Raw genomic sequence first — 16225 nt, 5'->3', positions numbered from 1 at the left:
GTGGAGACGCCGATGTCCATGGCCGACGTCTGTCTGCAGGGTGCGCGCTCGATCACGCTGGCCGGCCCGTCGCGCGCGGCGCTGAACCTGCGCGCAGGCCGCTTCGGCGGCACCGTGGGCACCGCGACCCTGCGCCTGGATCTGTCCGGCCATGTGCTGGCGCCGGGGCTGGTCAATGCGCACGAGCATCTGCAGGTGAACTGCGTGCCGCCGCTGCCGCAGCGTGCGCCTTTCCCCAACAGCTACGCCTGGATCGAAGCATTTCAGGCGCATTTCCAGCATCCGGCCGTCGCTGCGGCGCTGCGCGTGCCCAAGGCGGTGCGGCTGCGTCACGGCGGGCTGAAGAACCTGCTGGCCGGCGTCACCTGTGTGGCCCAGCATGACCCCTGGCATGCCACCCTGGATGAGGCGGATTTCCCGGTCGGCGTGCTCAACGAATTTGGCTGGAGTTACGCACTCGGCTGGACCGGCTACGGCCCGCCGGTGCAAGCCAGTTTTGCCGCCACGCCCTCCACGCATCCGTGGATGATCCATCTGGCAGAAGGCACCGATGCGGTGGCGCGGGCGGAGCTGGACGACCTGGACCGCCTCGGTTGCCTGGCTGCCAACACGGTGTTGATCCACGGCGTGGGCCTGGGCGAGCAGGCGATCGAACGGGTGATCGCGCGCGGTGCGGCAGTGGTGTGGTGCCCGTCGAGCAATCTGGCGCTGCTGGGTCGTACGCTCGACCCCTGGCGGCTGTGCATGGCCGGGCGGCTGGCGCTGGGCAGCGACTCGCGCGTCAGCGGCGCGCGCGATCTGCTCGAAGAACTGCGCATCGCCGCCGACAGCGGACTGGCGCCCGACCTGCTGCTGGGCCTGGTCACAGACCGGTCCGCGCGCATCCTGCGCATGCCAAGGCGCGGGCGCATCGCGCCGGGCGCCGCTGCGGATCTGGTGATCGTGCGCGACCGCGGCGGCGAGCCCGCCGACAGCGTCATCGGTTGTGAACGCAGCGAGCTGCGTGCGGTGATCCGCAACGGCAAGCCGCGCATTGCCGACCCGGATTTTGCGCCGTGGTTCGCGGCAGCCGGTGTTCCGGCCGTGCCGGTGGTGCTGGATGGCCGGCCCAAGCTGCTGGATGCGGCGCTGGCCGATCCCGCCGTGCTGGCGCTGGAGCCTGGTCTGCACCGTGTGCAGCCGCTCGCACCTGCGAGCACCAGGGCCGTTGGCGCAGTGAGCGCGATGGGAGCGGCGTCGTGAACACCATTCCGGTGCTCGAACCCGCTGCCGCATACGCGCTGTGGGCACAGGCGTATCCGCCGCATGCGCATAACCCGGTGATGCGGGCCGAAGAACGCGCCATGCTGGGCCTGATGCCGTCCAGCTTGCAGGGCCAGCACGTGCTGGACGCCGGCTGTGGCAGCGGCCGTTACATGCAGCACGCATTGCGCCGCGGCGCACGGCAGGTGACCGGTGTCGACCTGTCGCCGCAGATGTTGCAGCGCGCCGGGACCGAACTGGCACAGCAGTGGCCGCCCGCGCGCGTCAGCCTGCAGCAGGGCAGCCTGGACCAGTTGCCGCTGGCCGATGCGGTGGCCGACCTCAGCGTCTGCGGCCTGGTGGTGGGCCACCTGCAGCGCCTGTGGCCGGCGCTGGAAGAGCTGCATCGGGTGACCCGTCCCGGTGGCCTGGTGATGTGCAGTGACGTGCATCCGATCGGCCATGCGCTGGGGTGGCGTCGTGATTTCAAGGCCGATGGCCAGCACTACGCCGTGCGCCATACCCAGCATCTGTACAGTCACTGGCATGCGGCCTGCGCCGCGTTGGGCTTTGCGATCGAAGCGGTGGCCGAGCCGATGCTGGACCCGGCCGACATTCCTGCCGGCGCAAATTTTGACCGCACCGCGTTGCAGGTACCGGTGGCGCTGGTGCTGCGCCTGCGTCGCGTCGCGTGACCGGTGCGGTTGCAGTGGCCGTGTACGGCCGCACGCTGAGTGGCCGGACCAGGCTGCACTGCGGCCACGTCGTGTCTTGCGCGGCTGCGGGTTGCCGCCGCACGCATCATGCGACACGGGAGATCCCGGCGTCATGAGCCTGCACGTGGTCCAGCTCAATCTGGTTCCTACTCCGCACGGTCTGAGCGCGGCGCAGGTGTTCGCGCAATGGCCGTCGCTGGCCGACATTGCCGAGGCCGTCGCCAGTGCCGGCGTGCGGGTCACGGTGATCCAGGCCTCGGCGCTGGATCAGCACATCGTCCAGGGCGGCATCGACTATCGCTTCGCGCCACTTGGCCCGCGTGGCAGCGCCGCACGGGCGCGCACCCTATGCAAACTGCTACGCGAGATCGACGCCGACGTGATCCATGTGCACGGGCTGGAATTTGCCGGCGATGCACGGCGGCTGGCGCGCCGGCTGCCGCATGTGCCACTGCTGCTGCAGGACCATGCCAATCGTCCGCCGCATTGGTGGAGCAGGCTGCTGTGGCGCGCGCGCTACAGCGCCGCTGCCGGGATTGCGTTCACCTCGCTGCAGCTGGCGCAGCCATTCGTGCGCGCGCGTCTGTTTCGCCCGCAGACGCAGGTGGTTGCCATTCCCGAATCCAGCAGCCGCTTCACTCCCGGCGATCGCCTGCTGGCACGCGAACAGACCCGGCTGCAGGGCGACCCCTGCGTGCTCTGGGTCGGCCATTTGAGCGCCGCCAAGGACCCGTTATGCGTGCTCGACGCGGTGGCCATGGCCGCGCGCGTGCTGCCCGGCCTGCGGCTGTATTGCGTCTTCGATCAGGCGCCGTTGATGGACCAGGTCCGCCAGCGCCTGCGCGAGGACCCGCGGCTGGCGCGCTGCGTGCAGTTGTTGGGCAAGGTCGATCATGCGCAGGTGCAGGACTTGCTGCGGGCCAGCGACCTGTTCGTCTCGGCCAGCCATGCGGAGAGCTGCGGCTACGCGGCGCTTGAGGCCTACGCCTGCGGAACGCTGCCGTTGCTGACCGACATTCCCGCATTCTGCGCGCTCAGCGATGGGGGTAGCATGGGCGAACTGTGGCCGGTGGGCGATGCCAGTGCGCTGTCGGAGCTGTTGTTGCGCGTGTCGCGGCAGCGGCCCGCCCGTGCGCAGGTGCGGGCGCATTTCGATGCGCGGCTGTCGTTTGCCGCAGTCGGGCAGGGTTGGGCGCAGGCCTACGCCAGCCTGCTGAAACCCCCGCGCGGGAGCGCGGCATGAAACTGGCGCTGGTGGTGCCCGGTGGGGTGGACCGCAGCGGTGAGGTGCGGGTGATCCCTGTGTTTCTGACCCTGATCGACTGGCTGGCGCGCAGTCACCAGGTGCATGTGTTCGTGCTGCACCAGGAGCCCTTGCCGGATACCTGGATGCTGCGCGGTGCCATGGTGCACAACATCGGCGCGCGGCGCACGCGCCTGCGTGCGGTCGCAGCCATCGTGGCGGAGCATCGTCGCGCCCCGTTCGATGTGGTCCAGGCGGTTTTTTCCGGCTACTGCAGCCTCATCGCAGTGGCGGCGGCGCGCCTGTTGCGGCGTCCCAGCGCGGTGCACATCGCCGGTGGCGAGCTGGCGGCGCTGCATGCCATCGGCTATGGCGGCCGTCGCAAATGGCGCGGCCGCCTACGCGAAGCGGTGATCCTGCGGCTGGCTGATCGGGTCACTGCGGCCAGCGAACCCATCATCGCCTCGCTGCAGGCGCTGGGCATCGCTGCCACGCGCGTGCCGCTGGGCGTGGATCTGCGTGCCTGGCCGGTGGCGCCACCACGTGCCCGCCAGGGTGCGGTTGCGCGCCTGCTGCACGTGGCCAGCCTCAACCCGGTCAAGGACCAGCGCACCCTGCTGCAGGCGATGGCCGCGCTCAAGCGCGCCGGGGTCGCCTTTACGCTGGACATGGTCGGCGTGGACACCCTGGATGGCGCCATGCAGCGCCTGGTGCAGGCGTTGGGCCTGCAGGATCAGGTGCGCTTTCTAGGCTTCAAGACCCAGCGCGAGCTGCGCCCGATCATGCTGGCGGCCGATCTGTTGCTGCTGTCCTCGTTGCACGAAGCCGGGCCCATGGTGCTGCTGGAAGCGGCCGTGGCCGGTGTGCCGACGGTCGGCACGGCGGTCGGCCATCTGGTCGAATGGGCGCCGGTTTCGGCACTGGCGGTACCGCCCGGCGATTGGGCCGGAATGGCCGAGGCGGTCCGGCAGGTACTCGGCGATGACCAATTGCGCCTGCGCCTGGCTTGGGCAGCGCAGTGCCGCGCAGTGCGCGAAGATGCCGCGTTCACCACCCGCCTGTTCGAGCAGCTCTATCGGCAGGTATGCGACGCACGACCGTTGTCTTGACGGTCGGGTGCAGCGCCGAAGGGCGGTCGGCGTTGGGGCGTGCCCAACCGCGGCGCAGCTGCGGAGTGCGTCGTGTACCTGGCCGGCGGGCGATCGCGCCTGATCGCGGCCGTGGCGCAGCACGTGGCAGCCGGCACGCGGCGGCAATGGGCCGACTAGCGCGCACAACACCGCGCCGCTGAGCCGCACCTTCAGCCGCAGCAGACGCCGCGCGGCATGGCACACACGCAATCGCTTGGCTGCTACGCCGGCTGCAGATAGCCCTCCAGCGCCGCACGCACCACATACAGCATGTCGGTGCGGGGCACCGGCCGGGTCAGTCGCGTCATCAGGCGGCGTGCCTGGGTCTGGCGCACCCATGGCTGGTCCTGCAGCCACAGCTGGGTCTGCAGCATGTCCGCGCGCTCCTTGCGGCTTTCGGCCGAGGGCACCACGCGCTCGCGCAAATACTGCCGCGCTTCACGCAAGGAGCCGGACCATTCGATCCCCGGCAGTGCGGACAACCACAGGTTGGAGCACGACGCGGTGGTCAGGGTCTGTCGCGCAGCGCGCCTGCGCAGCAGCCGCGGGCACTCCGCGTGCAGGCGGGCCATCACCGCAGGCGGCACCACCGTGCGGTAGTAACGTTGCAGCAACAACAACGGCGGCAATGCCCACCAGGGCGACACCGCCGGGTCTTCCCACAGTTCCTGCCAATCGCGCGGCCCCATGCGGGTGGCCAGCAACGCAAGATCGTGCAGATGCATCAGGCGGATGCTGCGATGGCAGATGCCGCCAGCGGCATGCAGCAGCAGGTGGCCCATCAGCGCGCCAGTCGACGGATACGGGTTCAGGCCCGGCTGCGCATGCTCCGGCCAGATGCGTGCGGTGATGTCCACGCCGCGCACCGGCAGGCGCTCCTGGATACGCGTATGCAGCTCGATGTTGATCGGGGCATCGCGATGCTCGCCCAGCCCGGCCACCGCATCGCCACCGATGGGCTTGAAGACCTGGTGCTTCCACTGTTCGAACGAGGCGGTGTAGCCCAGCTCGCACAGCACCGCTGCAACCGCGGGTGCAGCGTCCGGCGCCACCAGTAGATCGATATCGGCCATCGGGCGATCACCGGGCAGGTACACCCCCAACCGGTGCAAGGCGGTGCCCTTCAATCCCACCAGGGCAATGCCGGCACTGCGGGCAGCGCTGTCGATACGGGCCAGCAGCACGGCAATGCACCGGTGGCGGTCTTCGACATGGCGGCGTTGCTTGGTGAGAAAGGCCGTCCATTGGGCGTCCTGCCACAACGAGCGGCGCTGCAGCAACGGGGAGACGCCGTGTGCCGCCGCCGCCGCCGCCGCCAGTTGCCACTGCAGCCGGTCCCACTGCGGCGCGCTGTCGCCCGGCTGTGCCAGCTCGTGCGCCAGCTGTTCGGTGGCGGTGTGCAAGCCGTGTTTGATGGTACGGAGCGAAGGCTGCATGCGGGCATGATCCGGAAGGTCGAAGGGAGGTGTCGCGACGCGTCGTTGTCTGAAACGCGTCGCAGTGTTGGTGCGGTCAAGCGGCTCGCAGGGTGCCGCGATGAAGGGGGCAACATGGCGTGCACAGCGCGCTCGCGCCACGGATGTGCTCAGCCCACCAGCACGGTGGCCAACGCCCGTGGTTGTCGCGCGGCCAGCGTGGCAAGCGGTTCGGTCCGGTGGCGATGTTCAACGGCGATCAGCGCAGACCAGCGTGCTTCCAGTGCCTCGGCCGCGCGTGCAAACGCATCGGCGTCCATGCCGGCGCGTGCCTGTTGCAGATCGACCTGGGTATGCAGCAGGTCGCGCACGCTGCGATAGAACTCCGAGTCGTACGCACCATGGAACATCATCGCCAGATCGTCGCTGTCCTGCCAATGCGTCTTGCCGCCCAGCTGGTTTTTGACCTCTTCGTAGAACTTGGTGCCGGGCAGGGGATAAGACACGCTGACGCCGATGATGTCTGGGTTGGCCTGCGTCACCAGCGCACGCGTGGCCAGGATGTCGTCGAGGTCTTCGCCCAGATATCCCAACTGGATGAAAAATCCCACGCGGATGCCCTGTGCTCCCAGGCGTTGGCGCGCCGCGATCACCTCGGCGACCTGCGTGCCCTTGGTCATCCGGTCCAGCACGCGTTGGCTGCCACTTTCTGCGCCGATCCAGGCTTCCGCGCATCCGGCCCGCGCCAGGGCCGCAGCCATGCGTTCGCTGGCCAGGTCGGCGCGGGTCTGGATGGTGAACGGGATGGCGCCATCGGCCTCGGTCAGGCGTTGCGCAAAGGTTTCCACCCAGTCGATGTGGAAGCCGAAAATATCGTCGGCCATCCACAGATGGTCGGGCTGGAAGCTGCGCTTGAGATGGATCATCTCGGCGGCCACGTCCTCGGCGCCGCGGCGGTTGTAATGGTTGCCCCAGATCGGCTTGGCACACCAGTTGCACCGGAACGGGCAACCGCGCGAGGCCGCCATGTTCAGGCTGAAATAGCCATGGCGCTGCTGCCAGAACTGTCGATAGCGCGGCATGTCGACCAGGTCCCAGGCGGGCAGGCCACTCAGGCGCGCGTCCGGCGGCTGGGCACCCGGATGCGCGCGCACCACGGCAGGATCGCGGCTGGCGATGCGCGCAACGCCGGCCAGCCACTCGCTCGTGGCGATCTGCGGGTCGGCCTCGAGGCGTTCGATCAGTTCGATCAGTGGCGCGATGCCTTCGCCAATCAGCACTGCGTGCGCGCCGGCAGCCAGAAAGACATCCGGGTTGTCGGACGCATCGGAGCCCGCCACCAGCACGCGGCAGCCGGCTGCGTGCGCCTGCCCGATCATGCGGCAGGCCGCCTCGCGCATCCGGCTCAGGCACATCTTGGTGAGGAAGTTGAAGTTGTCCTCGTAGAACACCACCAGCTGCGGCTGCGCGTCCTGCAGCGCACCGGCGTACTCCTCGACATCGTCGGCCAGCATGGCATCGAACAGGCTCAGCGCATGGCCACGTTGGCGCAGCAGCGCGGCAATCTGCAGCGTCGCCAAGGGCGGGTACGGTTTGCCGCGCTCCCATTGCTTGGGGTCGTAACGCAGGAAATACGAATGACTGACCTGGATCTTTAGCATCTGCACAAGGCTCTCGTTCTGTCGCCAGGTGGCGCGCAGCGGCGGCGTGCGCAGACACCGGCATTCGGCTCGGCAGTAGGTGCGCATGCAGGCGGCTTTGGTTGCGCTGTCGCGCTGCCAGCGGCGATACGGTGGCGCGGCGATGCATCACCTGTGTCGATGCAACCTTTGTGTAGCGAATCGGCACCCACCGGCTGATCGAAGCAATGGATGGACAGGCATGCCGCAGTCGGCTGCATTGGCGCAACACATGCCGCCGGGCGCGCACGCAGCCACGCCGGGCGTGCTGGCCGCCGATCCGTTTGGCGAGCAGCGGCCGCGTCGTTTCAGCGTGCAGCGGCAGATTCTCGGTGCGCTGTTCCACTTCAGCAGTGACAGTCACGCGCTGCTGGCGCTGGTCGATACCGCGTATGCCGGGTTGCCGGCGCATCACCTGCCCGGCGCGCCGCAGTTCCACATCAGCATGGATCTGCTGCCGCGCGTCTCGCACGGCAGTGTTGCCGTGCCGCCGCCGGTGCGCACGCACGCCGTCGGCGGGCTGGTCTGCGGGGTCATGGATGCCTGCAATTATCTGATGCTCTCGGTGCCCGAGCGCCGCGCGGTGCTGGTGGTCTCCGAGGACATGCTGGCGCACGCCTATCACGTACGTTACGAACTGATCGAGTTCGCCGTATTCCTGCTGGCCGCGCGTGGCATGGGGCTGGTGCCGTTGCATGGGGCCTGCGTCGGCCGGCGTGGGCGCAGCGTGCTGTTGTTGGGCGCCAGCGGCGCGGGGAAATCCACGCTCGCCTTGCATTGCCTGCTGCATGGACTGGAGTTCGTTGCCGAAGACGGCGTGTTCGTCGCGCCGGACAACCTGCTGACCACCGGCGTGGCCAACTTTCTGCATCTGCGGCCCGAGGCGCTTGCGCTGGTCGATGCGCGCACGCGTGCCTGGATCAGTGCTTCGCCCACCATTGTCCGTCGCAGCGGCGTGGAGAAGTTCGAAGTGGACATCCGTCATGGTCAGGCCACGCTGGCGCCCACACCGTTGCAGCTGTGTGCGGTGGTGATGCTTTCCCCGCTATCGGCCAGCACCTCCGCGCCGGGTCTGGTTCCGGTACCCACCGCACAGATCGCCGAGTGCCTGGCGCGCGACCAGCCGTACGCGGCCGGGCAGCCGGGGTGGCAACGGTTTGTCGCTCAGGTGCAGCGTATCGGCATGTCGACCCTGCGTCGTGGCGCCCAGCCGCAGGCCTCGCTGGAGGCGGTGCTGCAGGTGTTGCGATGAACCCACCGCCGCAATGGCCGTGCGCAGACTGCGCGCGGCCCGCCCCGGCACGTCGCAGTGCTGCGGACGCGGCGCTGCACTACGTTGCGCGCTGCTGATGCACAGGGCCATCGTTCGCCATGACGTCGTGGCCGTGCTGCGCCGCTTCGCCGGCACGCTGGTGCCGGCAGATGTGCCATCGATGATGACGTACGTGGCGTTGTCGCTGGCGGCCGCCTGCGTCGGCAGCATCGTGGCGGTGTGTCTGGTTCCGCTGGTGCAGCCCGGTCATGGCGTGCAGCTGGCCGGCTATCGACTCACCGTGCCGGGTGGTTTGCCGGTGCAGGCCGGCCTGTTTGTGCTGGTGAGCCTGGTGTTCGCCGCGCTGCGCTGGCAGGGCGCCCGGCTGGCGGCGAGGTTGACCAGTCGTTATGCGCTGGGCCTGCGCCGACGTGTGCATACCGCTCTGATCGATGCGCCGCTGCCCGCGCTGGCGGGTACCAGCTCCGCCGAAATCGCCAACGTGCTGACCTATAACATCGAGATCGCAACGCAGGGCTTCAGTGCCGTGCTGCAGTTGCTGGTGGCCGGCATTACGGCCGCCGTGAGCCTGTGCATTGCGGTGTTGATCGCACCATCGTTGCTGCTTGCCACGCCGCTGCTGGCATTGCTGGCGTGGCTGGGTTTGCGCCTTTCCAGCAGCGCGGCGCAGGCGCGCATCAGCCGCGACTACGTGGCCGACATGACGCAATTGTTCTGGTTGAGCGAGGACTTTCCACGGCGTCTGCGCCACGTGCGCTCGTTCCAGCGCGAGGACGTGGAAATCGGGCATTACGAGCGCATCTCCGCGCGCCTGGGCCAGGGCTATGCACAACAGCAGGCACTGGTGGCCAGCAGCCGACTGGTGCTCGAACTCACGGCAGTGGCCGCCATCGCCTGCATTCTGGTGCTGGCCAATCTATGGCAAGGCGGCGAGCGTGCCGCTCTGATCACGGTCAGCCTGCTGCTGGGGCGGCTGCTGCCGTACCTGGTCACCACGCGGCAAAGCGTGCAGCAACTGCGCTCTGCCTGGCCGGCCCTGCAACTTTGGCAGCGCCATGTGGATCTGGGCGCCGCGCGTGCCCCGGCGTCTGCCGTCGCCGCCCGCTCGCTGCCCGCCGCGCTGCAGATCGAGCGCATTGCGCTGGCGCCGCCGCTGGCCCGGTTGGAGATCGCCGCGTTGGTGCTGGTGCCGGGTGAAATGACCCTGGTCGTGGGCCCGTCCGGCATCGGCAAGAGCAGCCTGATGGACGTGCTGTCCGGGCAGACATCACCGCAGCTGTTCGATGCACACATGGGGGGGCGTCGGCTGGATTTTGCCGCCTACCAGCAGCTGGTCCGGCATGGCGCCTACCTCGGGCAGGGCGTGCGGCCGTGGCAGCGCAGCGTGCGCGATTGCCTGGACTGGGCGCTGCCGGGTGTGCCGGAGGCGCGCATGTGGGACGCGCTGAGCGACGTCGGTTTGCGCGCACGCCTGCAGCGCGAGGGGCAGGGGCTTGAGACCGTCATCCACGGGCAACCCAGCCGTCTGTCCGGGGGCGAGGTACAGCGGTTGTTATTGGCGCAGGTGTTGCTGCGCCAGCCCGCCCTGGCGGTGCTGGATGAAGCCACCAGCGCGCTGGATGCGGATGCCGAGCACCAGGTGCTGTGCATGCTGCGGCAGCGTCTGCCGCAGACGGCACTGGTCGTGGTCTCGCACCGCACCAGCCTGGCCGCGGTGGCCGACCGCACGGTGGCCTTGGGCGCCGTGCCTGACGGGCAGGCGCAGGGCAGCGGTCGCCATCACGCGCGGCGCATGATGCGCGCAGCGCCGCCGCGCGCCCGCTAACCGGCGATGTCTTCCAGTGCACGATTGCGCGTGCGCGGGCCGAACACGGCGATCACGCTCGCCACGATCGACATGCTGATCACGATGAAGCCCAGCACGCCGTCGCTGCCGACCCGGCTCAGCAACCAGCCGATCAATACGCTGCTGAACGCGGTGGACAGGCGACTGAACGAATAGCAGAAGCCCACCGCACGCGCGCGCAGTGTGGTGGGGAACAGCTCGGCCTGGTACCCGTGATAGGCAAAACTCATCCAGGCATTGCAGAACGCGATCATGGCGCCGCACAAGACCATGCCGATGGCCTGCTGCTGCAGCGAAAACGCCACCCCGAACACCACCGCGCCCAGCGCCGATGCGGTGATCTGCCACTTGTTTTCCCAGCGCTGTGCAACGCGCAGCAATAGCAGCGGCGCCAGCGGGTAGGCCAGCGAGATCGCAAACGAATATCCCAGGCTCCTGCTCACCCCGTTGCCCTGTGCGGCAATCAGCGCCGGCAGCCAGTTGCCGAAGCCGAAGAAGCCAATGGCCTGAAAAATATGGAACACCACCAGCATGCCGATGCGGCCGCGATACGGCGCGCGCCACAACCGCGAGACCTGTGTCCGGTCGGTCGGCCGCGCGGCGGCCGCCTGCGGTGCCGGCAACGGCGCGCCGAGATCGCGCATGCAGCGGGCTTCCAGTTGCGCCAGCACCGCGTCCGCTTCGGCGTGGCGGCCCTGCGCAGCCAGCCAGCGCGCCGATTCCGGCAGGCGGCTGCGCAACCACCAGATCGCCAACGCAAACACGCCGCTCAGCAGCACTACCCAGCGCCAGCCGCTGACGCCCAGCGGGGCGTGCGGCACCAGCAGCCAGGCGGCCAGGGCGACGGCGGGTACCGCCAGAAACTGCACGAAGAACGCGAATGCGAACGCCGCGCTGCGCATGTGCCGCGGCACCAGTTCTGACAGGTAGGTATCGATGGTGACCAGCTCGATGCCCAGCCCGATGCCAACCAGAAAGCGCAGCACGATCACGCCGGTGGCGGTGTTTTGCAGCCCCATCGCCACGGTCGCGGCGGTGTACCAGACCAGCGCAAAGGTGAACACCGGGCGGCGCCCGAAGCGATCGGCAAACGGGCTCAGCAGCGCGGCACCGACAAACAGGCCCAGGAAGGTCGCCGCCGCGAACGCGGCCTGATCGGACATGCCAAACGCGCCGTCGGCACCGCTGGCAAAGATGCCGTCGGCAATCAGCCCGGGGCTGATGTAGGCAGTCTGGAACAGGTCGTACAGCTCGAAGAAGCCGCCCAGCGCCAGCAGGCCAACCAGCCGCCACAGCGTGGCGCTGGCCGGCAAGCGATCGATCCTCGCTGCAATCTGCGCGGAAGGCGAGGGCGGTACAGGGGCAGGCGCGGCAATCGGAGACATGTGCAGCCAGTCGTAGACGGAGCGTCGCCATCATAGGCAGTGCCCAGAACCCACAGCGGCAACGCTTCGCGGCGCAGTCAAGGCGTTCGCCTGCAGGCAAGATGGCGCTGGGCATGCGAACACCAGCGGACAGCACGACAAGCGTGCATCCAAGGTCCACCAAGCTTCGCCCTTACCCTCATCCGGCGCTACGCGCCACCTTCTCCCGGAGGGAGAAGGGATAGCCCCTCCCGCCGGAGAATACTCGGTCCCACAACCCACCCGTTGTCCGACTGCTGGAATGCTGTAATCCCCTCAACGCCCGTGAAACCGCTGGCAATCCCCGCCGGGCAGCCCCATTTCCTGCACATCATTCCTCCGGAGCCATCCGATGACGCCCATTTCCGTGCTCGACCTGGCGCCCGTCTGCGAAGGCAGCGACACCACCCACGCCTTCGCCAACATGCTCGATCTGGCGCAACACGCCGAGCGCTGGGGCTACCAGCGTTACTGGCTGGCCGAGCACCACAACATGCCCGGGATCGCCAGCGCGGCCACCGCCGTGCTGATCGGTCATGTGGCCGGGGGCACCAAGACCATTCGTGTCGGTGCCGGCGGCATCATGTTGCCCAACCACGCCCCGCTGCAGGTGGCCGAGCAATTCGGCACGCTGGCCTCGCTGTATCCGCAGCGCATCGACCTGGGGCTGGGCCGCGCGCCCGGCACCGACCAGCCGACCGCGCGTGCCTTGCGCCGTTATTTCGATAGCGCCGACCAGTTCCCGCAGGATGTGGCGGAGTTGTTGCGTTACTTCGCGCCCGCCGTGCCGGGACAGCTGGTACAGGCGGTTCCCGGTGCCGGCCTGGACGTGCCGGTGTGGCTGCTGGGGTCCAGCCTGTTCAGTGCGCGGCTGGCGGCGGCGATGGGCTTGTCGTTCGCATTTGCCTCGCACTTCGCGCCCGACGCGATGGACGAAGCGGTGGCGATCTACCGCCGCGAATTCCGCCCGTCCGCGCAGCTGGCCAAGCCGCACGCGATGCTTGCGCTGAACGTGGTGGCGGCCGACACCGAGGCGCAGGCGCGGCGCCTGTTCACCACCCAGCAGCAGAGTTTCGTGAATCTGCGACGTGGCAGGCCCGGCAAGATTCCGCCGCCGATCGATGACATCGACGCCTTCTGGCAGCCGCACGAGCGCGCCGGCGTGGAGCGCGCGCTTGCATGCACGGTGCTGGGCGATGCGGAGCAGGTGGCGCACGGCGTGGCGGCCTTCATCGAGCGGCATGCGCCCGATGAGTTGTTGTTCACTGCCAACATCTACGACCACAGCGCACGTCTGCGCTCGTTCGAGCTCGCGGCCGCTGCCTGCCGCGAGCTGGACGTGACCACTGCGTGATTCACGTCGCTTTGCGCGGCGATCCGCTCAGATGCGTGCATCTCCATCAGGAAGGCAGGCATGCAATTTCAGGATCGCAGCGACAGCATCAAGCAGTTGGCGGAATTAATTCGCGGTGTGGACATCGCGATGTTCACCACCGTGTCGGCGGACGGCAAGCTGGTCAGCCGTCCGCTGGGCACGCAGGAAGTGGAATTCGATGGCGACCTGTGGTTCGCCACCGCGGCCGACAGCCCGAAGGTGGCCGAGATCGCCGCCGACCCGCGCGTCAACGTGGCCTACGCGTCGGCCTCCAGGAACACCTATGTGTCGGTCGCCGGAACCGCGCGCGTCGTCCACGACCGCGCCAAGATCGATGCATTGTGGTCGCCGGCAATGAAGGTATTTTTCCCCGGTGGCAAGGAAGACCCCAACCTGCGCCTGATCCATGTGCGCGCCGAATCGGCCGAATATTGGGACGGCCCGAGCGGCCTGCTCGGCAAGGCCTTGTACTTCGTCATGACCGCCGTGACCGACGACACTGCCAGCCTTTCGGACAACCGCGTGGTCGATCTGAAGTAAGCAACACCTGAGCGGGTGTAGCGACGACGATCAACCCCTTGCCAAGCAAGAGCGAAGGGCCTTGCACGTTCCTGGTACGTGTAGCGCAAGACTGCGCGCAAGGCGCGTGGCGTAGCCCTGAAACCAGATCGCCCAACCGCGCGCAACGCGTGTGAGCCCCTCTCCTGCGGGAGAGGGGTTGGGGTGAGGGTAAGGTCGCTCGCAACACGTCAGCGCCGGGAAACAGATCGGCGCTGCGGAGAGCGGTCAAGACAGTTCCACCAAGCCAGCTCAGTCAACACCGTCGCCAAACCTCCGCAGGCCAGCACACCGCACGCCCCACCACCGACACACGCGCAGCCAAGCTACATCAGCGAGCGCACACCAATGCCCGCCGGTGACCGCAGTCTCAACGCCAGGCCACCGGCCACCAGCCGCGAATCAGGTCCACCAACTGATCCGAGGTCACGCCGAACACGGAAATCGAGATCAATGCCGCCGCCCAGCCCGCCAGCATCAGGGCGCCATCGCGCTCCAGCAGGGCCAGCGCAAACAGCAGCAGAATCAGCCCGAACAGATAGTTGGTGAACGGGATCGGCAACGTCAGCAGGACGCCAACCAGCACCAGCAGCGCCCCGGTGAACACCTGCGCCGGCATGCGGTCCAGCACACCATGCAGGCGTGGCCTGAGCAGACGGTCCAGCCGCTGCAGGGTCGGCGCCAGCTTCGCCACGAAGCGCTGGCTGGTGCGCCGCTTCGGGCCACGGTCGCCGATGAACCCCGGCACCCAGGGCTTGCGCAGGCAACACATCATCTGCAGGCCGATCAATACCGTCAGCGGGCCGCTGATGCCGCCGGCCACGCCGGGAATGGGAATGAAGGATGGCAGGATCGCCAGGAACAGGAACACGCCGAATGCGCTCTGCTGCAGATCGGCCAGGATCTCGCGCACGCGCAGCACGTGCTCCGGGTCGCCGTCGCTGAAGGCCGCCAGCAGGCTGCGGATTCCTTCATTGCGGTAACGCATCTGTTCGCTGCCGGCGTCCTCCGAAGGCGGCGCGCCGTTATCCGACGATGTCATCGCTGCCCTCGTCGCCGACGCGGCTCAGCAACAACTTGTCCACGCGCGCCCCGTCCAGATCCACAATCTCGATCCGCCAGCCCGCCCAGTCGAAGAATTCGCCGGCCTGCGGAATCCGGCCGAAGTAATAAATGCAGAGCCCGGCCAGCGTGTGGTAGTCGCCTTCGTCGGCATCCGGCAGTTCGGCACCCAGCACCTCGCGCAGCTCTTCCACCGGCAGCGAGCCATCGATCAGCAGCGAGCCATCCGCGCGCGTCACCACCAGCGCATCTTCGTCGGTATTTTCCACCGCCTGCAGACGGCCGACCACCGCACCCATCAGGTCGCTGATGGTCACCAGGCCGCGGATCTCGCCATATTCGTCGACCACCAGGGCCATCGACTGCTGTTCTTCGCGAAAGATCTCCAGCAGCTTCATCGCGTGCGTGGATTCGGACACGAACAGGGTCTCGCGCAGCGCCTGGAACAGGTTCTCGCCGTGCCCGCCCATGCGCGTGACCAGCGATTTGACTTCCAGGACCCCGGCAATGTCCTGGTCGCTGCCGCGGTACACGGGGTAACGCGAGAATTCGTGCTCGCGCATCACCGCAAAGTTACGTTCCGGTTCGGCATTGGCATCCAGCCAGGCGATGCGGTTGCGCGGGGTCATCAGACTGTCGGCGGTCCGGTCGCCCAGCCGCATCACGCGATTCATCATGTCGCGCTCGTGCGCGTCGATCACGCCGGCCTCGTGGCTTTCGGCCACCAGCATGCGGATCTCTTCTTCGGTCACCGATGCCGATTCGTCCTTGCCCATGCCCAGCATGCGCAGCACCAGCCGGGTGGAGCGTGCCAGTACCCACACGCCGGGCGCGGCGATCCTGGCCAGCCAGGTCATCGGCACCGCGACCACCCCGGCGATGTCCTCGGAGTTGCGCAGCGCCAGCCGCTTGGGCACCAGCTCGCCAAAGATCAACGTCAGGAAGGTGATCAGCGCCACGGCCAGGGTGCTGCCGATCACCACCGAGTAGGGGCGCGGCTTGCCGACCAGCTCGAACGAGGCAGACAACGCCGGGAACACGCCCTGCAGCCAGCTGCTGATCGCCTCGCCGATGGCTTCGCCGCCGAACACGCCGGTCAGGATGCCGATCAGGGTGATGCCGATCTGGACCGTGGACAGAAAGTTCTCGGGGCTTTCGGCCAGGGCCAGCGCCCGTGCGGCGCGCTTGCTGGAGCCGGCCATCTGCTTCAGGCGGCTCTTGCGCGAGGTCATCAACGACATCTCCGACATGGCGAAGAAGCCGTTCAACAGGATCAGGGCGAT

General features: G+C 68.1%; 12 protein-coding genes and 1 pseudogene. 8 read left to right on the top strand and 5 right to left on the bottom strand.

Features of this window, described 5'->3' with window-relative positions; translation table 11 throughout:
- The first annotated feature begins 12 nt into the window (after positions 1-12).
- The 4 genes from OZ10_RS09320 to OZ10_RS09305 all read left to right on the top strand — a co-directional run bounded on the left by OZ10_RS09320 (position 13) and on the right by OZ10_RS09305 (position 4310).
- Positions 13-1242, top strand: coding sequence for an amidohydrolase family protein (locus OZ10_RS09320; protein WP_068835668.1), 1230 nt, complete (start codon positions 13-15; stop codon positions 1240-1242).
- Positions 1239-1937, top strand: coding sequence for a class I SAM-dependent methyltransferase (locus tag OZ10_RS09315; RefSeq protein ID WP_039409385.1), 699 nt, complete (start codon positions 1239-1241; stop codon positions 1935-1937). The genes OZ10_RS09320 and OZ10_RS09315 overlap by 4 nt, the downstream gene beginning before the upstream one ends.
- Before the next feature lie 133 nt (positions 1938-2070).
- Positions 2071-3201: a glycosyltransferase family 4 protein gene (locus OZ10_RS09310; protein WP_039564628.1), complete on the top strand. Its 1131-nt coding sequence runs from the start codon at positions 2071-2073 to the stop codon at positions 3199-3201.
- On the top strand, positions 3198-4310 hold the full coding sequence (locus OZ10_RS09305) for a glycosyltransferase family 4 protein (protein ID WP_039409380.1): 1113 nt from the start codon (positions 3198-3200) through the stop codon (positions 4308-4310). Before OZ10_RS09310 ends, OZ10_RS09305 begins: the two co-directional genes overlap by 4 nt.
- 242 nt (positions 4311-4552) lie before the next feature.
- On the opposite strand, the gene OZ10_RS09300 is transcribed toward OZ10_RS09305, so the two are convergent.
- Together OZ10_RS09300 and OZ10_RS09295 are read right to left on the bottom strand one after the other, a co-directional pair.
- Positions 4553-5767: a nucleotidyltransferase family protein gene (locus tag OZ10_RS09300; protein ID WP_039409378.1), complete on the bottom strand. Its 1215-nt coding sequence runs from the start codon at positions 5765-5767 to the stop codon at positions 4553-4555.
- A 149-nt stretch (positions 5768-5916) separates the two neighbouring features.
- A pseudogene (locus OZ10_RS09295) lies at positions 5917-7471 on the bottom strand (B12-binding domain-containing radical SAM protein).
- A gap of 156 nt (positions 7472-7627) precedes the next feature.
- Here OZ10_RS09295 and OZ10_RS09290 point away from each other — a divergent pair.
- Positions 7628-8677, top strand: coding sequence for a serine kinase (locus OZ10_RS09290; RefSeq protein WP_039564627.1), 1050 nt, complete (start codon positions 7628-7630; stop codon positions 8675-8677).
- A gap of 181 nt (positions 8678-8858) precedes the next feature.
- Complete coding sequence (locus OZ10_RS09285; RefSeq protein WP_425598942.1) at positions 8859-10523, top strand: ATP-binding cassette domain-containing protein; 1665 nt, start codon at positions 8859-8861, stop codon at positions 10521-10523.
- On the opposite strand, the gene OZ10_RS09280 is transcribed toward OZ10_RS09285, so the two are convergent.
- Positions 10520-11935, bottom strand: coding sequence for an MFS transporter (locus OZ10_RS09280; protein ID WP_425598941.1), 1416 nt, complete (start codon positions 11933-11935; stop codon positions 10520-10522). The two genes, OZ10_RS09285 and OZ10_RS09280, sit on opposite strands and share 4 nt — an antisense overlap.
- A gap of 364 nt (positions 11936-12299) precedes the next feature.
- On the opposite strand from OZ10_RS09280, the gene OZ10_RS09275 reads away from it, so the two are divergent.
- Both OZ10_RS09275 and OZ10_RS09270 read left to right on the top strand, forming a co-directional pair.
- On the top strand, positions 12300-13301 hold the full coding sequence (locus OZ10_RS09275) for an LLM class flavin-dependent oxidoreductase (protein WP_039564625.1): 1002 nt from the start codon (positions 12300-12302) through the stop codon (positions 13299-13301).
- A 60-nt stretch (positions 13302-13361) separates the two neighbouring features.
- Positions 13362-13862 (top strand): pyridoxamine 5'-phosphate oxidase family protein, encoded by a 501-nt coding sequence (locus tag OZ10_RS09270; protein ID WP_039564624.1) that lies wholly within the window; start codon positions 13362-13364, stop codon positions 13860-13862.
- Between the two features lie 388 nt (positions 13863-14250).
- Here OZ10_RS09270 and OZ10_RS09265 read toward each other — a convergent pair whose 3' ends face one another.
- On the bottom strand, positions 14251-14922 hold the full coding sequence (locus OZ10_RS09265; RefSeq protein ID WP_039409364.1) for an exopolysaccharide biosynthesis protein: 672 nt from the start codon (positions 14920-14922) through the stop codon (positions 14251-14253).
- Positions 14906-16225: hemolysin family protein (locus OZ10_RS09260; protein WP_236726967.1), on the bottom strand; the 1320-nt coding region annotated here is incomplete at its 5' end. The genes OZ10_RS09265 and OZ10_RS09260, both read right to left, overlap by 17 nt.

The organism is Xanthomonas cannabis pv. cannabis (assembly GCF_000802365.1).
Lineage (GTDB): Bacteria > Pseudomonadota > Gammaproteobacteria > Xanthomonadales > Xanthomonadaceae > Xanthomonas > Xanthomonas cannabis.
This window is presented reverse-complemented; position numbering and strand designations above follow the sequence as displayed.